This window comes from Campylobacter sp. RM9328 (assembly GCF_012978615.1).
Genome location: NZ_LIWF01000002.1, coordinates 94012 through 108636, shown reverse-complemented (window position 1 = coordinate 108636; position 14625 = coordinate 94012). Strand labels below are relative to the sequence as shown.

The following is a 14625-nucleotide window of genomic DNA, read 5'->3' as shown; positions in this document are numbered from 1 at the left end:
ATGGCAAGAATGAAATTTTACGTAGATAATAACAGATGTATAAGCTGTTTTGGTTGTCAAGTCGCTTGTTCTTCGGCTCACGAAGTTCCGGTAGGGATTTTCCGCCGTAAGGTTATTACACTCTTTGACGGAGTGCATGGCAAAGAGATCTCTACTTCCATAGCCTGTCAGCACTGCACGGACGCACCTTGTGAGCAAGTTTGTCCGGTGGACTGCTTTTATATCCGCGAAGACGGTATCGTGCTTCATGATAAAAACAAGTGTATAGGTTGTGGTTACTGTCTTTATGCTTGTCCTTTTGGAGCGCCACAGTTTCCAAGAGACGGCGCTTTTGGCATCAAGGGCGAGATGGATAAATGCACAATGTGTGCTGGTGGTCCTGAGGAGACTTTCTCTCATGAAGAGCTTGAACTATACGGACAAAACCGCATAGCAGAGGGTAAAGTGCCTATGTGCGCTGCCATATGTGCGACAAATGCACTTTTGGTAGGTGACGCAACCGAAGTTTCAAACGTTTATCGTAAACGTGTTCTAACAAGAAACACAGGTCTTGGTCTGTAATATATAAATTTGACGGGTTAGGCGATAAAAGTCGTTTAACCTTGTCAAAATTTCTTTAACCATCCAGCGGTAAATTTAACCTACTAACTATAAAATTTATAGTAAATTTCATAGATTTTAAAGATAATATTTATCATTTTTATTTCTTTTTGATAAGAACCGTTTTGTAATGTGAATTTGTTTTTATTTATAAAATTTATAGACAAATAAATATAAATTTAGAAGCTAAACGCTCCTAAATTTGAATGAAATAAGTGTGAAATTTAGTCGTATTTTTTAGTTTTAGTTTGGCAGTTTTTACCATTTCCGCATCCACAGTCTCTTTTTTTAAATTCTTTTATGTAAAGATAATACCCTGCGGCTACGGCGATTGCTATTAAGATAACTGATTCATACCATGCCATCTTTTGTCCTTTTGGTTAAATTCGGACGAGAAAGCTCGCCCGATAAATTTTACTTCATATCCTTGGCTTGAACCCAAATAACAGCATCTTGGCTTAATTCTTTGCCTTTATACTCGTTATCAGGACCTACTCCAAGCGCTGCAAATCCCCACCAACCGGCTTTTGGGATACCAAATGTAAACACTCCGTTAGCGTCGGCTTTGATACCAAGTGTTACAAAGCTATCTTGAGGAGCTTCTACGTTTGCAGTCTTGTTTGTCATGTTTTTCTTAACGTCTATATCGTGGTTTAGGTATTCAACTTCTATTTCTGCAAAAGGAACAGGCTTACCCTCTGACTTAACGATACCTGTAAAAGTGCTTCCAGCCCAGATAGAGTAAGGTTTTGTTAAAGGCACGATCTCGGCTTTTAGACCTAGTTCTGCATCCCAGTTGGTAGGAAGTCCTGCAACGTTTACTACCGCTTTTGTAATTTGTTGTATGTAAGAGCCCTCGTTGGCTTCAAAATACGGTGCAGGAGTTAGCGCAAACACATGGTCTCCCATGCCTCTTGCCTGGTAAGCCGCCTCATAACCTATACCTTCGTTGTGGCTACCTTTAAATTTTATCTCTTTTAATTTGTCTTTTAGGTCGGTTTTTTTCTCTTTATGGACTACATAAAAGTCAACTACATTAGCTCTGCTTTTATCTTCTTGAAGACCCATATCCATGGTGTGTTCATCTGCAAATGGATGAGTGAAAACTAATTTCAAATTTAAATTTGTACCTTTTTCAAGAGCCGACTCTGGAGTGTAAAGCATTTGAAAGTGCGCAAATGCCGAACTAGCCAATAACCCCGCAACTACCGAAGAAGTAAGAATTTTTTTCATTTTTATCCTTTTGATGAATTGATTTGAAATTTACTCTGCTATGTCTTTTGAATTTATAACAACCTCGTGACCCTCGCCGGCAAACATTCTAGCCTTATACTCGCCCTCTGGTTTTTTAAAAGTAAAAGCACTATCTTTATCAAATTTGCCCTCTGCAACTACTTTATCGCCTTGAATAGCTTTAAATTCAACTCCAGCCGCGCTTGAGCCGTCGCTAAAACCACCCTCGCAAGTGATAGTGCCGTCTCCGTTGTCAAAACAACTCATAAGAGCCGTATGTGCAAGGGCTGCTTGGCTCATAAGAGCAACTAAAAATGATGAAAATAAAAGTTTTTTCATTCTCTCTCCTTTTTAAAATTTATTATCTATTTTTTACTATGCCGCCACTCCAGTTTTTCCTCTTTTCAGGTAAAAACCAAAGCACTAAAACTGCAAATAAAAGCGTGAAATAATACCAGCTAATCGCCTCTAAACCACTAATGCCAAATATGCTTGAAACGGTAAAAAAGAGCGAGGCTACGGCTAGAGCTAGGCCAAACGGGAAGAATATCCCAAAACACATCCATGCCCAGCTGTTTGTTTGCATTTTAACCACAATCATGGTTGCGATACAAGGAGGCGTTAAAAGCATAAAGATAATGATAGAAGCCGCATGAAGCGGTGTGTAACCGCTGTTTTTAGCCATCATTTCTTCAGGTCTTAAGCTGCTTTCATCGGCTATCGTTGAGCTGGTTGTATTGCTATCGTCACTTACGGTTGCTATCGAGCTTGAGTCTTTGTTTGACTCATATATACTTCCAAGCGTTGCGACTGCTGATTCGCGTGCTGCAAATGAGCTTAAAAAGGCTACGTTTATCTTCCAGTCGAATCCCGCAAACTGTGATATAGGCTCAAGTGCACGACCAGCCATGCCAAGTAACGAGCTTTCTATCTTGTCGTTTTTTTGCTCTCTTAAAATTTTATTTCTTCCGGTTGATAGCTTTCTAAGAGCTCCGTTTATAAGCTTTGCGTCTTTATCGTTTTTAGGAACTAGAAATTTATAGAATTCCGGATTATCCTCTTGGTATTTCTCGTCTACGCCTTTACTACCGCTCATCTTTTTGGCTCGGTATCCGTCATAGAAATTTAAAAGCGAAGCCACCTCTTCTCTGCTATCAACCAACGAGTAGTAGCTTGATTTTTTAACGACTTTATCAAAGCTTGCAAGTAGCACTTGCTCTTCGTTTGTGTAGTGTTCTTGCTTTTCTTTAGAAAGTCCAGGAAATTGTAAAAGGACAAAAAGTATCACGGCTACGGCAACAACGATAGTACAGACCTTTTTTATATATATCCAAACACGCTCACAAGATCTTAGTATCACACCTTTAAAGGTCGGCATATGATATGGCGGCAGCTCCATAACAAATGGCGCTGTCTCTCTTGTTCTTAAAACGGTTGAGGTTAAGAGCTTGGCTATCAAAAGTGCTGCTAGAACGGTAACTGTAGATATATAAAAGAGCATTATGCTCATTTGTGTCGGGAAAAACGCTCCAAGAAGCAAGGTGTAAAACGGCACTTTAGCAAGACAGTTCATTAAAGGAACAGTAAGGATGGTTGCCATCCTGGCTCTATCGTCTGATATACCTTTTGTGCTCATTACTCCAGGTACCGCACAACCTCCTACAAATGCTCCACCAAGCACCAATGGTAGCGTGCTTTGCCCGTGAAGACCGAATTTTCTAAACAACTTATCTAAGATAAACGCCATTCTAGGCATGTAACCGACGTCTTCCATTATGGCGATTAATGCAAAAAGTATAAAAAATATCGGCAGATAGTTTAAGAGCGCTATTGTAGAATTTGCAAGCCAAACTGCCATATCGGTTATTAAAGGGATACGTGCGATATCAGCCGATGGAGATATATCTATTATGAAATTTTTAATAGCTGCAAGCACAGGCCAGGTATAGTTTGTAAGATGATAGCCAAAGACGATGCTTAGCTCGTATGTGATGAAGATTATCAAAAATAAGATAGGAAAACTTAGCCATTTGTTTAAGATGATCTTGTCGGCTTTATCTGTCGTAGTTAGTTCGCCTTTTTTGGTTTCACTCACGCATTCGTTAAATATAATATCAGCGTTTTCATATCTAAATGATGCCAAAAAAGTCTCGATATTCTTACCAAGTTTGGAGTTAAATTTCTCTCTTAAGGCGGTTATTTTTGAATTTATATCTTTGTGTGTGGATTTTAGTATTTCAAGTATGGTTTGGTCTTTTTCAAGTGCCTTTATGCAAAGCCATCTTTTGCTAATGGCTGTTTTATCTTCTAAATTTACTTCATTTTCAAGCTCTAAGATATACTCTTCAAGCTCGTCGTAGTTGGCGCGAAATTCTTGATAATTTTCTTTTAATTCACTTGTCTTTCTTAAAATTTCTAGTATCTCATCTTTACCTTGCCCCTTTGCGGCGCTTGCCTCTATCACGGGACAACCTAAAAATTCACTCATTTTTTTAGCATCGATGATTATGCCGCGACGATTTGCCACATCGCTCATGTTTAAGACTATGACAACCGGCACCCCAACCTCAAGAAGTTGAAAGGTAAGATATAAATTTCTCTTTAAATTTGACGCATCGACTATGTTTAGGATGATGTCGGGACTTTCGTTTATGATAAATTCTTTTGCAACTTTTTCTTCAAGAGAGTATGAACTAAAAGAGTAAGTGCCTGGAAGATCAACCATCTCGATGTCGATATCACCTACGCTAAAATACCCCGACTTTTTATCTACCGTAACACCTGGATAGTTTGCGATATGCTGGCGTATGCCGCTTACCATGTTAAATATCGTTGATTTGCCACAGTTTGGTTGACCTGCAAGAGCTACTTTTATAGACATTGTTCAACCTTGATAAGCATTGCTTCACTCTTTCTAAGCGAGATAAGATAGCTGTGTATTTTTATCTCCATCGGGTCTGATAGTGGAGCTTCTCTTATAACTTCTATCTGCGCTCCTATAACAAATCCCATGTCAAGAAGTTTTTGCATCAACTTTCCGTTGGCATTTATGGATACTATTTTATATGTTTGCCCTGTCGCTACTTCGTCTAAATTCATAAAAATACCCCTGCACACTATAAAAGTGATAATTATTATAGAAGTAATTATATAACCTTGCTCTTTAATATAATATAAAACGGTTTTATAAAAACAAATCCTTTGCTTTACGGTTTGATTTTTTGTGCTAAAATAGGCAAATTTCAAGGAGAAGAAAATGAAATTTAAAATTTTATCCGTTTTATTTGTGGCATTTATGTTTTTTGGATGCGCCTCAAGTGGCACTCCTAAAATTTCTTCTAAAACGAGCGAAGCGTTATTTATCCAAACAAGCGATAACAACCAAAGTGTGTTTATAAATTTTAAAAATAGCGCAAGCGGCGATATGAGCGTAAACTCAGATATCGCTACGGAGTTTATAAAGCGCGGTTTTAGAGTAAGTAGTGAGGCAAAAACGGCTGATTATGTTGTGATCGGCGATGTTCAAAGCTTTGATAGATTTACAAAAAGAGATGAAAATAGGGCTAGATTTTACATGGGATATGGCTTTGGACGAAGGCCTTTTGGTGCATTTGGTTTAGGCTTTCCGCTTGGATATTATGATGATGACTTCTACACAAATAGCTATATATATGTTTTAAATGCAAGTGTGCTGATTAAGAGTAAGGATGGTGATAAAAGCACGATGATAACGCTATCGCATGGCGGTTCGACTTACTCGCCAAGTTATATTTGGCCGTTTTTTAAACAGCGTCTAGCAGAGCAGATCGTTGCGTTTTTTTATAAATTTTAAGATGAAAAGGGGCTAGTTTGCCCCTGTTTAGTTTTAAGGAATGAAGTATTTTTGTGCGTAAGAGGCATCTTCGTAAAGCGCCACACCAAATTCTTTTTTGCCGTAGTTTTGAAAAATTTCTTGCGCTTCATCACTTTTTAGAAATTCTATAAATTTATCAGCCTCTTTTGGTGCATTTTTCGCACTCATGGCGACATAAACATTTACAAGCACCTTATCTCCTGCAAATAGCACTTCGCTGTTTTTTAGCTCGTTTTGGATACTTTTATATGTGCTTGAGTCACTCATAAAATAGCCTTTTGTTTCATCGGCTTTGCGTAAGGTAGCTAGCATGAAATCACGATTTGGCTTATACCATTTGCCGCTAGGAGTGATATTTGCAAGCTTCCATATGCTAAGTTCTTTTACGTGAGTGCCACTTTTGTCATCTCTTGTATAAAATAGCGCCTTTTTGTTTGCGATATTAGTATATGCTTGGGCTGCGGTTTTGGCGGTTTTTATCTGTGCGGGATCATCTTTTGGACCTATGATGTAAAATTCATTAGACCCAATTAACGTTCGATTTTTAGCCGCACCTTTTGTAACAAGCTCCTTTTCTTCTTTTGGAGAGTGCGTCATGGATATATCGACTTTCCCGTCTTCAAGTAGCTTTAGCCCTTTACCGCTACCAGCTTTTATCCAGCAAATTTTTGTATCATTTTTGGCGTTAAAGCTGTTTGCAAGAGCTTCTAAAAGTCCAAGTTCGCCAGGGCTTCCTGTGGCTAGTTTAAGCTCGGTAGCGCCGTTGCCGTAAATTTTACTACACTCTGCGGCGTAGAAATTTGAAACCAAAAGCAGACTTAACAATAACAGTTTTTTCATCTTAACTCCTTATTTTTAAGATTATGCTATTTTAGCATATCTGCAAAATTTTACAAGAGCGTATTTTTAAATTTATAGGTGTGATCAAGATGGAAATGTGCAAATTTTTCCGATAAGAGTATGAAAATTTTACAAAATAGTGTTTTTGTTACCAAAACCAAATAAAATTTTAGTAGAATTAATAAAAATTAAAAACAAAGGATGAGCGATGATTTGGTTTTTCTTTTGCGTTGGGCTACTTATACTAGCCTATTTTACTTACGGTAAGATAGTTGAGAAGATCTTTGTCATAAACCCTGATCGTAAAACACCCGCCATGCAGATGGCTGACGGTGTGGATTATGTCAAGATGTCAAATCCAAAAGTGTTTTTGATACAGCTTTTAAATATCGCAGGACTTGGTCCGATATTTGGTCCGATCATGGGCGCGCTTTATGGACCGGTTGCTATGCTTTGGATAGTTTTTGGTTGTATATTTGCTGGTGCGGTGCATGATTATTTTTCCGGTATGTTAAGCGTTAGAGCCAACGGCGCGTCTGTGCCTACGGTAGTTGGCGAGTGGCTTGGCACATGGGCTAAACACTTTATGAATATCTTTGCGCTTGTGCTTTTGCTTCTTGTCGGAGTGGTTTTTGTTCTTGGTCCGGCTAAGCTTTTATCCGGTCTTACTTCACTTGATGTTAGTTTGTGGGTATTTATCATATTTGCTTACTACATCCTTGCTACGCTTGTTTCTATTGATAAGATCATAGGTAGATTTTACCCATTTTTTGGGGCATTGCTACTGTTTATGTCGGCTGGACTTACGATAGGTCTTATAGTTAGCGGTAAGGAATTTTACTCAGTCGGTCTTGACTTTTTTACTAACTACGATCCAAAAGGGCTGCCTATCTGGCCTTTACTGTTTGTTACTATCTCTTGTGGCGCGATCTCTGGCTTTCACGCGACTCAATCACCTCTTATGGCAAGATGTATACAAGACGAGAAGTCAGGTCGCATGATATTTTATGGGGCGATGATACTTGAAGGTATTATCGGTCTTATCTGGTGCACATTAGGACTTAGCTTTTATGAAAGTCCTGAGCTTTTAGGTGCTGCTATTGCAGCAGGATCTCCGTCCGGTGTTGTTCATGAGATATCTATCGCACTTCTTGGTAGCGTAGGCGGTATCATAGCTGTTTTGGGTGTCGTTATACTTCCTATAACTTCTGGAGATACGGCATTTCGCTCGGCTCGTCTTATCATCGCAGACTTTTTTAAGCTATCTCAAAAAGAGATAATTAAAAGGCTTATGATAGCTGTGCCGTTATTTGCCATTGGTATCTTTGTATCTACTCAGGATTTTAATATCATTTGGAGATATTTTGGTTGGGCAAATCAAACAACCGCTGCCATAATGCTATGGGCAGCTTCGGCTTATCTTTATAAAACCAATAAATTTCACTGGATCACTACGATACCTGCTGTGTTTATGACTGCTGTAGTTGCCACTTATCTTGCAAATGCAAAGATAGGTTTTGGGCTTGAGCTAAATGTATCAACCGCTATTGGTGTGGTTGTTTCGTTTGCTTGTTTGGTAGCATTTCTTAAAATCCCACGCAACAAAGCCTAAAATGTAGTCCCAAGAGTGGCGCGGTCCACCCTTGGGATCAAATTTCTCCTAGCTTATAAAACATCAAATTTAAACGTCATATATTTTTTGATATAATCACCCCTTTAAATCACTAAAAGGAACATTTATGAAAATTTTAGAAAACAAAAGGGGTGCTAAGCTCAACCTTTTATCTTCTCTTATACTTTTTTGTATCGGCGGAGTGCTTTATTATTACTACGACTACAGGGCTTCAGCGATATTTACTATGGTTGTGAGTGCGATTTGCGCTGTGTTTTGCTTGAAAAAGATATTTCAAGAGAGTTTTATCTTGATAGAAAATGACGGGTTTGTTATAAAAAAGGCAGGCAGGCAGGCTAAATTTTACTTTGCCGATATAAAAGGTGTTTATACGAAGATCGTAGAAAAGAAGAGTGGGGTTGAAATTTTAGTCGTAAGTTTTGGTCGAGCCAAATTTGACCTTGAACTTATCCGTGGACTTATGTATCATGCGGGTGAGAGTGATGCGAGTTTGCCAAATATATATGAAAAATCAATCTATGAGATAAGAAGTATTATCAAAGAGAAGCTTGAAAATTTCAACTCAAAACAAGCCTAAAACGGACTAAATTTAAACCGAGTAAGAAGTAAAAATGATAAAAATTTTATTTGTTTGCCATGGAAATATTTGCCGTTCGCCAATGGCGCAGATATTTATGCAAAATTTAATCAGCCAAAATGGGCTTGATGATAAAATCTATGTGGACTCAAAAGCTACGCATACCGATGAGATCGGCTCGCCTCCATACTATGAAACTGTTAGAATTTTACGTGAAAACTCTATCCCCATTATAGACCACAAGGCAACACAGATAACGCATTGCGATCTTGCAAACCATGATCTGATCCTTTGTATGGATGATGAAAACATGCACTCTTTAAAAAGAGTTTTTGGCACTCATGAAGATATTGGTCAAAAGGTAAAATTTCTGCTTGAATTTGCACCAGAAAATTTAAGCAGAAACGCTTCCGATCATAAGAATTTTATCATCGACGATCCGTATTATACGCGTGATTTTAAAAAATGCTATGAAGATATAAGCCGTTCGTGCGAAGGCTTACTTGAGTATTTAATGCAAAAAATTTAAAACAAAAAAGGCGGAAATCCGCCTTAAATTTACTTTACCTCGTATCTCTCGCCTGGGTTCATCTCGATGATTTCCCAAGGAAGACCTTGTTTGTTTAGCTCATCCATAAATGGTTTCGCGTCAAACTGCTCCATGTTAAAGACACCTTTGCCACTCCAAATTCCTTTAGCTACCATCAGTGAGCCTATCATCGCAGGCACGCCCGTAGTGTAGCTAACAGCCTGAGCTCCCGTTTCGGCGTAGCAAGCCTCGTGGTCGCATACATTATATATGTAAACTTGTCTTTCCTTGCCATCTTTTAGTCCGCGTATCACGCAGCCGATATTTGTTTTACCCTTTGTGCGTGGACCTAGGCTTGCAGGGTCAGGAAGTAGGGTCTTTAGAAACTGTATAGGCACGATTTTAACGCCGTTATGCTCGACTTCGTCTATGCGTAGCATACCCACGTTTTCTAGGCACTTCATATGCGTTAGATAGCTTTGTCCAAATGTCATAAAGAAGCGGATGCGCTTAAGTCCTTTGATGTTTTGCACTAGACTTTCAAGCTCCTCGTGGTATAGTAAGTAGCTGTCTTTCACGCCTACTTTTGGGTAGTCCCACTTAAATCCTATCTCCATAGGCTCGGTTTCTATCCACTTACCACTTTCCCAGTATCTACCCTTTGAGCTTACTTCGCGTAGGTTGATTTCAGGGTTGAAGTTTGTTGCGAATGCATATCCGTGATCGCCTGCGTTGCAGTCTAGGATATCTATCTCGTGAATCTCGTCAAATAAATTTTGCTGTGCGTAGGCGCAAAATACGTTTGTAACACCCGGGTCAAAGCCAGAGCCTAGAAGCGCCATTGTATTTGCGCTTTTGAAATTTTCATCCTTTGCCCATTGCAGTTTATACTCAAATTTCGCAGTGTCAGGATGTTCGTAGTTTGCAGTGTCAATGTATGGGATACCGGCTTTCACGCACGCATCCATAAGCGTTAGGTCTTGATATGGAAGTGCGACGTTTAGTAGCAAGTCCGCGCCCGTTTTTTTGATAAGCTCTACTACCGCGTCTGTGTCGTCAGCGTCTATGCTTGCTGTATCTATAGTGACACCCAAACGCTCTTTTATAAATTTAGCTATGTTATCGCACTTGCTTTTTGTGCGGCTTGCAAGGGTTATCTTGCTAAAAACGTCTTTATTCATAGCGCATTTTACGGTCGCTACTTGGCTTACTCCGCCAGCCCCGATGATTAAAATATGTTTCATTTTGGCTCCTTAAATTTTCAAAGCTTAATTTTATCAAAGTTAATATAAATTTATGGCTTTACATATTTATCAGGCGTCATGTCGGAGTTTTTAACGATATGAATTTGTAATTTCTCTCTTGTTCAAGTGCTGTTAAGCTTTGCTTAATCGCCTTTATTTTATCATACGAACGAAGATAAAATTGTTAAGGATTTGTATGGTAGAGATCGAATTTTTAGGACCTATTAAATTTCAAAATATCAAAATGCAAGCGTCAAATTTGGGTGAAGTAAAAGAAAAACTTGGCGAATGCAACGAGCTTGAGCTAAATGAGTGGCTTAAAATTTGTGCGGTAGCGGTTAATGACGATGTTGTAACAAGTCTTGATACACCTCTAAAAGATGGCGATAAAATTTCTATATTGCCACCGATTTGCGGAGGTTGAGATGGAACTTTACGACGGAAGTCTTGATGTTTGCAAGATAACAAATCGTTGGTATAACGATGTTAAAGATAAAAACTGCGGAGCGCTCATTACCTTTACTGGTATCGTGCGTGAAGAGGGTGGCATAAGCGCGCTAAGCTTTGATGTGTATGAGCCTATACTGAAAAAATGGTTTAACGCTTGGGAGCAAAGGGCGGCAGAACAGGGAGCGTTTGTGCTTTTTGCTCACTCAAAAGGTGATGTGGCAGTGCATACTAGCTCGTATATAGCAGGTGTCGTAAGCCCACAGAGGAAGGTTGCATTAAGACTTATAAATGAATTTGTCGAGGATTTTAAGGCAAATGCACCGATTTGGAAATACGATGTGATAGATGGCGAGAGAATTTATGCCAAAGATCGCTCTCAGGCGATAAACGGTGCTGGACTTTTGGCGTGATAAGATAAACGGAGTGATAAATTTCACCCCGTCTTTAACCATTAGGCTGTTACTTTTTTATTAAATACTCCAACATAAACAGCAAAAGCAAAACCGATCAAAAGCGCATAAGGCGCAGCGTCCGTTATACCTTTTGGTGAACTTGCAAGTATGAAGTTGTGAGCAAATGCTGCTCCTGCCATCATGCCGATAACAAAGATCACTGAGCTTAAATTTCCAGTCCCCATCTGCACTAAATGTTTGCCAGGGCAACCCTCGCTTAGGCTAAAGCAAAGACCTGCCAACATCATGCCCAAAAAGTTCCAGATGTATTGGTTGTGCGCGATAGGCTGTCCTTCAAAACCGAATTTGTATTGACCAAAGATAATGTTTACTATTGTGGCAAAAACGATAATGCTAATAATGCCGGAAAACATCGAAAAGTCACCTCTAAACGCTTTACTAAAAGCGCCTACGCTACAAAATTTACTTTTTTGCATAAATATACCGATAATTACGCTTGCAACAAGCGAAACAAGTATGCTTGCATGCATAGCACCAGGACCTTTTTCGGAAGCAAATATCGCACCGTTGCCTACTTTAAGTCCAAAAATCAAAGCTAAAAGAAGAATAACCGCCATGATAACAGGTAAAATTCCTATCGCGGCTTGTATTTTTACGCCCTCGTTTAAAGCATATCCACGTTTTTTAAAGAAGATACCGGCACTAACTCCGACTGCGATACCTAAAAATCCGGCTATCGCACTCATATCTCCGCCACCAAGTCGTAAAAATGCTCTCCATGGACAACCTAAAAATACAAGGCAACCTATCATTGCAAAAACGCCTAAGAAAAATCTCGTAAAAGGCGATGAACCGGTTGTCGGTGTAAATTCTTTAGTCCAAAACACACTGGCTAAAAATCCGCCAAAAATTAGACCAATGATCTCCGGTCTTAGATATTGCAATGTGGCTACATTGTGAAAACCAAGAGCTCCTGTCGTATCTCTTAAGAAGCATGCAGCGCAAACACCCATGTTTCCTGGATTGCCAAGATAGACTAAAAGCGCACCCAAAGCACCCAAAGCCGCACCAGCGACTATATACCATTTGAAATTATTCATGAAATTTCCTGAATTAAGATAAAACCAACCTGATTTCTAAGGTCGAATTCTACACTCAATAAAATAAAAAACAAATAAAATAATACTGATTATTTAATGCAAAAATGTTACAATGATGCATATTTAAAAGTTTTAAAATAGGAGAATAGTGTGAAACAATGGGCAAAATATGAAGATACGCTAGAAATTTTAAGATCAACGGTAAAGCCTTGGAGTAATGTGCAAAAAGTAGCCATTACGCAAGCGCTTGACCGCTATATAGCCGTCGATATAGTCGCAAAAGACAACTATCCCTCAAGAGAGCTTTCGGCAATGGACGGCTACGCCTTTAAATGGAGTCAAAATTTAAGTGAACTAAATTTAACGACTGATTTGCCCGCAGGTACCGATAAAGGGCTAGTTATAAATGAAAATGAATGCATAAAAACTTTTACTGGTTCGCTTATGAGCAAAGGGACAGACACGCTTATACCGGTTGAAAACGTCGAAATAAACGGCAATAAAATTTTAATTAAAAAACAAGTGCCAAAGGGTTTTGCCGTGCGTGAAATAGGCGAAAGCTATAAAAAAGGAGAAATTTTAATCAAAAAAGGCGCTAAGCTAGGTTATGCCGAGATCGCTCTTCTTGCCGAGCTTGGAGAATTTCATGTAAGCGTTTTTATCCGTCCTAGAGTCGCGATACTTGCAACCGGAAGCGAGATAAAAGACCTTGGTGAAGCACTTGAAAATCCGGCACAAATTAGAAGTTCAAACCATATCGCCTTGGCCATGATGATGCAAAAAATGGGAGCTGAGCCGATAGTTTGCGAGATAGTTCGCGATAAAAAAGAACTCGTGCAAGAAGCCATAGTAAACGCTCTTAAGAGTGCTGACGTGTTAATTACTACAGGTGGCGTTAGTATGGGGGACTATGACTTTGTAAAGGCGGCACTAAAAGATAATTTTAATATCATTATAGATGGGGCGGGCATAAAACCGGGACGTCATATAAAAGTCGCTACTTCAGGCGATAAATACATATTTGCACTTCCTGGTTTTCCTTACTCGGCGATGGTTATGTGCGTGCTTTACGTGCGCGTCTTGCTTAATGCTTGGTTTGGTGTAAGCGAGCCAAAACTAACGGCGATACTTGATGAAGACTACACGAAACGTTCGCCATTTTTAGAATTTACGGCTGTAAATTTAAGTGTGAGAGATGGTAAAATTTATGCAAATTTAGACGGTAAAAAGCTAGGAAGCTCCGCGATAGTAAATAACCTAACCAACGAAGCCGCACTTTTGATAGTGCCAAAAGAGACGGAATTTATCGCTAAAGGCGAGGTTGTTGAAATTTTAAGGATGGTTTAGATCGGCTTTGGGTTTTAAACTAGCATTGAGAGGTAAATGCAAACATCAAGCGTCTTTTGCCTCTTTAAATTTTATCTTCCAGCCCTCATCTTTTAAGGCATTTAAAAAGGTAAGCATATTTTGTGCAAAGTCATCTTTGGTGTTGAGTAAAATTTGTGCGTTTTTTATTAAAATTTTACCGTTTCGCAAAGAGTTTAACTCATCCCAAAACGCGTCTAAATTTTTAGCGCATTCATTAAGATGTGGAAAGAAAGCGACTTGAATACAAGATAGTAAGCTTTGTTTGTCTGTTATCTTACTAGCGTCGATGACGTATCTTGTGTGTTTTGAAGCTTTACTTTTCATTTTTTACTTGTTCAAAGCTCTCATAATGATCGGCGGTATAAAATATCAGCCCGTCGTTTGAAAATACTATGCGTTTTGCGCCACGCTTGCCGCCTTTGTAGTCGATATCCGCCTCGCGCCATATACGACCTTTTGCCTCGGGAAGTTTTCTTTCAAAATTTCTAAAAACATCTCCACCGATACTTTTACCTTTGGCCACTTCCCATAGGTTGCCTTTGTTTGCCTGCCAACCAAGCTTTAAAGCTTCTTTTTTAGTTATGTAGTTATTTGGAAGATGTTTGTAGTAAAAGACATAGCTAGCAACTTCTTTTTTGCTTGTATAAACACCGTTTTTATCGATATTTGTCTGTGTTTGTTGGATTTGGTTTGGCGTGTTGCTTGGTTGATTTATAAAGAAATTTATAGATACCGCAAGTAAAAATACAAGAGATAAAATCGTTTTTTTGTTCATTTGAATTCCG

Annotated in this window: 18 protein-coding genes; 8 read left to right on the top strand and 10 right to left on the bottom strand. The window is 39.0% G+C overall.

Translation table 11 applies throughout. From position 1 onward, the window contains the following. Positions 1-561, top strand: coding sequence for a formate dehydrogenase FDH3 subunit beta (gene fdh3B / locus CCAL9328_RS02100; RefSeq protein WP_169936809.1), 561 nt, complete (start codon positions 1-3; stop codon positions 559-561). Positions 562-824: 263 nt separating this feature from the next. On the opposite strand, the gene CCAL9328_RS02095 is transcribed toward fdh3B, so the two are convergent. Genes CCAL9328_RS02095 through CCAL9328_RS02075 form a run of 5 tightly spaced genes read right to left on the bottom strand, consistent with a single transcriptional unit; the run spans position 825 to position 4932 of the window. After that, positions 825-965: a FeoB-associated Cys-rich membrane protein gene (locus CCAL9328_RS02095; protein WP_169936807.1), complete on the bottom strand. Its 141-nt coding sequence runs from the start codon at positions 963-965 to the stop codon at positions 825-827. 49 nt (positions 966-1014) lie between these two features. Then, positions 1015-1833 (bottom strand): DUF4198 domain-containing protein, encoded by an 819-nt coding sequence (locus tag CCAL9328_RS02090; RefSeq protein WP_169936804.1) that lies wholly within the window; start codon positions 1831-1833, stop codon positions 1015-1017. A gap of 30 nt (positions 1834-1863) precedes the next feature. Further along, positions 1864-2172: a hypothetical protein gene (locus tag CCAL9328_RS02085; RefSeq protein ID WP_169936802.1), complete on the bottom strand. Its 309-nt coding sequence runs from the start codon at positions 2170-2172 to the stop codon at positions 1864-1866. A 22-nt stretch (positions 2173-2194) separates the two neighbouring features. Beyond that, the gene (feoB, locus tag CCAL9328_RS02080) at positions 2195-4714 is read right to left on the bottom strand and encodes a ferrous iron transport protein B (protein ID WP_169999891.1); all 2520 of its coding nucleotides are present in this window, start codon (positions 4712-4714) and stop codon (positions 2195-2197) included. Continuing rightward, positions 4705-4932 (bottom strand): FeoA family protein, encoded by a 228-nt coding sequence (locus CCAL9328_RS02075; protein WP_169936798.1) that lies wholly within the window; start codon positions 4930-4932, stop codon positions 4705-4707. The genes feoB and CCAL9328_RS02075 overlap by 10 nt, the downstream gene beginning before the upstream one ends. Before the next feature lie 157 nt (positions 4933-5089). Here CCAL9328_RS02075 and traT point away from each other — a divergent pair, with 157 nt between their 5' ends. Next, complete coding sequence (gene traT / locus CCAL9328_RS02070; protein WP_169936796.1) at positions 5090-5665, top strand: complement resistance protein TraT; 576 nt, start codon at positions 5090-5092, stop codon at positions 5663-5665. Positions 5666-5698: 33 nt separating this feature from the next. On the opposite strand, the gene CCAL9328_RS02065 is transcribed toward traT, so the two are convergent. Beyond that, positions 5699-6526 (bottom strand): ABC transporter substrate-binding protein, encoded by an 828-nt coding sequence (locus tag CCAL9328_RS02065; protein WP_169936794.1) that lies wholly within the window; start codon positions 6524-6526, stop codon positions 5699-5701. A gap of 208 nt (positions 6527-6734) precedes the next feature. Here CCAL9328_RS02065 and CCAL9328_RS02060 point away from each other — a divergent pair, with 208 nt between their 5' ends. From CCAL9328_RS02060 to CCAL9328_RS02050, 3 genes are all read left to right on the top strand, one after another. Further along, positions 6735-8138 carry a carbon starvation CstA family protein gene (locus CCAL9328_RS02060; protein ID WP_169936792.1) on the top strand — a complete coding sequence of 468 codons (1404 nt, stop codon included), beginning with the start codon at positions 6735-6737 and terminating at the stop codon, positions 8136-8138. A gap of 127 nt (positions 8139-8265) precedes the next feature. Then, on the top strand, positions 8266-8736 hold the full coding sequence (locus CCAL9328_RS02055) for an MARVEL/CASP family protein (RefSeq protein WP_169936790.1): 471 nt from the start codon (positions 8266-8268) through the stop codon (positions 8734-8736). A 34-nt stretch (positions 8737-8770) separates the two neighbouring features. Then, a complete protein-coding gene (locus CCAL9328_RS02050; RefSeq protein ID WP_194239574.1) occupies positions 8771-9265 on the top strand; it encodes a low molecular weight protein-tyrosine-phosphatase in 495 nt (164 codons plus the stop codon). A 29-nt stretch (positions 9266-9294) separates the two neighbouring features. On the opposite strand, the gene CCAL9328_RS02045 is transcribed toward CCAL9328_RS02050, so the two are convergent. Next, positions 9295-10509, bottom strand: a complete 1215-nt coding sequence (locus CCAL9328_RS02045) for a saccharopine dehydrogenase family protein (protein ID WP_169971993.1) — start codon at positions 10507-10509, stop codon at positions 9295-9297. Between the two features lie 196 nt (positions 10510-10705). On the opposite strand from CCAL9328_RS02045, the gene CCAL9328_RS02040 reads away from it, so the two are divergent. Together CCAL9328_RS02040 and CCAL9328_RS02035 are read left to right on the top strand one after the other, a co-directional pair. Continuing rightward, on the top strand, positions 10706-10933 hold the full coding sequence (locus CCAL9328_RS02040; protein ID WP_169971992.1) for a MoaD/ThiS family protein: 228 nt from the start codon (positions 10706-10708) through the stop codon (positions 10931-10933). A 1-nt stretch (position 10934) separates the two neighbouring features. Further along, a complete protein-coding gene (locus tag CCAL9328_RS02035) occupies positions 10935-11369 on the top strand; it encodes a molybdopterin synthase catalytic subunit (protein WP_169936784.1) in 435 nt (144 codons plus the stop codon). Between the two features lie 41 nt (positions 11370-11410). Here the strand turns inward: CCAL9328_RS02035 and yedE are convergent, their stop codons facing one another. Continuing rightward, positions 11411-12472: a YedE family putative selenium transporter gene (yedE, locus tag CCAL9328_RS02030; protein WP_169936782.1), complete on the bottom strand. Its 1062-nt coding sequence runs from the start codon at positions 12470-12472 to the stop codon at positions 11411-11413. Positions 12473-12622: 150 nt separating this feature from the next. Between yedE and CCAL9328_RS02025 the strand changes: the two genes are divergently transcribed. Further along, positions 12623-13819, top strand: coding sequence for a molybdenum cofactor synthesis domain-containing protein (locus tag CCAL9328_RS02025; protein ID WP_169971989.1), 1197 nt, complete (start codon positions 12623-12625; stop codon positions 13817-13819). Between the two features lie 45 nt (positions 13820-13864). On the opposite strand, the gene CCAL9328_RS02020 is transcribed toward CCAL9328_RS02025, so the two are convergent. Together CCAL9328_RS02020 and CCAL9328_RS02015 are read right to left on the bottom strand one after the other, a co-directional pair. Then, on the bottom strand, positions 13865-14164 hold the full coding sequence (locus tag CCAL9328_RS02020; RefSeq protein ID WP_169936778.1) for a barstar family protein: 300 nt from the start codon (positions 14162-14164) through the stop codon (positions 13865-13867). Beyond that, positions 14154-14615, bottom strand: coding sequence for a ribonuclease domain-containing protein (locus CCAL9328_RS02015; RefSeq protein WP_169936776.1), 462 nt, complete (start codon positions 14613-14615; stop codon positions 14154-14156). The genes CCAL9328_RS02020 and CCAL9328_RS02015 overlap by 11 nt, the downstream gene beginning before the upstream one ends. Positions 14616-14625: the final 10 nt, after the last annotated feature.

What these genes read in the sequence shown, in the direction of transcription:
- fdh3B (WP_169936809.1), top strand. Translation starts at nt 1, where the DNA reads ATGGCAAGAATGAAATTTTACGTAGATAATAACAGATGTATAAGCTGT.
- CCAL9328_RS02095 (WP_169936807.1), bottom strand. Translation starts at nt 965, where the DNA reads ATGGCATGGTATGAATCAGTTATCTTAATAGCAATCGCCGTAGCCGCA.
- CCAL9328_RS02090 (WP_169936804.1), bottom strand. Translation starts at nt 1,833, where the DNA reads ATGAAAAAAATTCTTACTTCTTCGGTAGTTGCGGGGTTATTGGCTAGT.
- CCAL9328_RS02085 (WP_169936802.1), bottom strand. Translation starts at nt 2,172, where the DNA reads ATGAAAAAACTTTTATTTTCATCATTTTTAGTTGCTCTTATGAGCCAA.
- feoB (WP_169999891.1), bottom strand. Translation starts at nt 4,714, where the DNA reads ATGTCTATAAAAGTAGCTCTTGCAGGTCAACCAAACTGTGGCAAATCA.
- CCAL9328_RS02075 (WP_169936798.1), bottom strand. Translation starts at nt 4,932, where the DNA reads ATGAATTTAGACGAAGTAGCGACAGGGCAAACATATAAAATAGTATCC.
- traT (WP_169936796.1), top strand. Translation starts at nt 5,090, where the DNA reads ATGAAATTTAAAATTTTATCCGTTTTATTTGTGGCATTTATGTTTTTT.
- CCAL9328_RS02065 (WP_169936794.1), bottom strand. Translation starts at nt 6,526, where the DNA reads ATGAAAAAACTGTTATTGTTAAGTCTGCTTTTGGTTTCAAATTTCTAC.
- CCAL9328_RS02060 (WP_169936792.1), top strand. Translation starts at nt 6,735, where the DNA reads ATGATTTGGTTTTTCTTTTGCGTTGGGCTACTTATACTAGCCTATTTT.
- CCAL9328_RS02055 (WP_169936790.1), top strand. Translation starts at nt 8,266, where the DNA reads ATGAAAATTTTAGAAAACAAAAGGGGTGCTAAGCTCAACCTTTTATCT.
- CCAL9328_RS02050 (WP_194239574.1), top strand. Translation starts at nt 8,771, where the DNA reads ATGATAAAAATTTTATTTGTTTGCCATGGAAATATTTGCCGTTCGCCA.
- CCAL9328_RS02045 (WP_169971993.1), bottom strand. Translation starts at nt 10,509, where the DNA reads ATGAAACATATTTTAATCATCGGGGCTGGCGGAGTAAGCCAAGTAGCG.
- CCAL9328_RS02040 (WP_169971992.1), top strand. Translation starts at nt 10,706, where the DNA reads ATGGTAGAGATCGAATTTTTAGGACCTATTAAATTTCAAAATATCAAA.
- CCAL9328_RS02035 (WP_169936784.1), top strand. Translation starts at nt 10,935, where the DNA reads ATGGAACTTTACGACGGAAGTCTTGATGTTTGCAAGATAACAAATCGT.
- yedE (WP_169936782.1), bottom strand. Translation starts at nt 12,472, where the DNA reads ATGAATAATTTCAAATGGTATATAGTCGCTGGTGCGGCTTTGGGTGCT.
- CCAL9328_RS02020 (WP_169936778.1), bottom strand. Translation starts at nt 14,164, where the DNA reads ATGAAAAGTAAAGCTTCAAAACACACAAGATACGTCATCGACGCTAGT.
- CCAL9328_RS02015 (WP_169936776.1), bottom strand. Translation starts at nt 14,615, where the DNA reads ATGAACAAAAAAACGATTTTATCTCTTGTATTTTTACTTGCGGTATCT.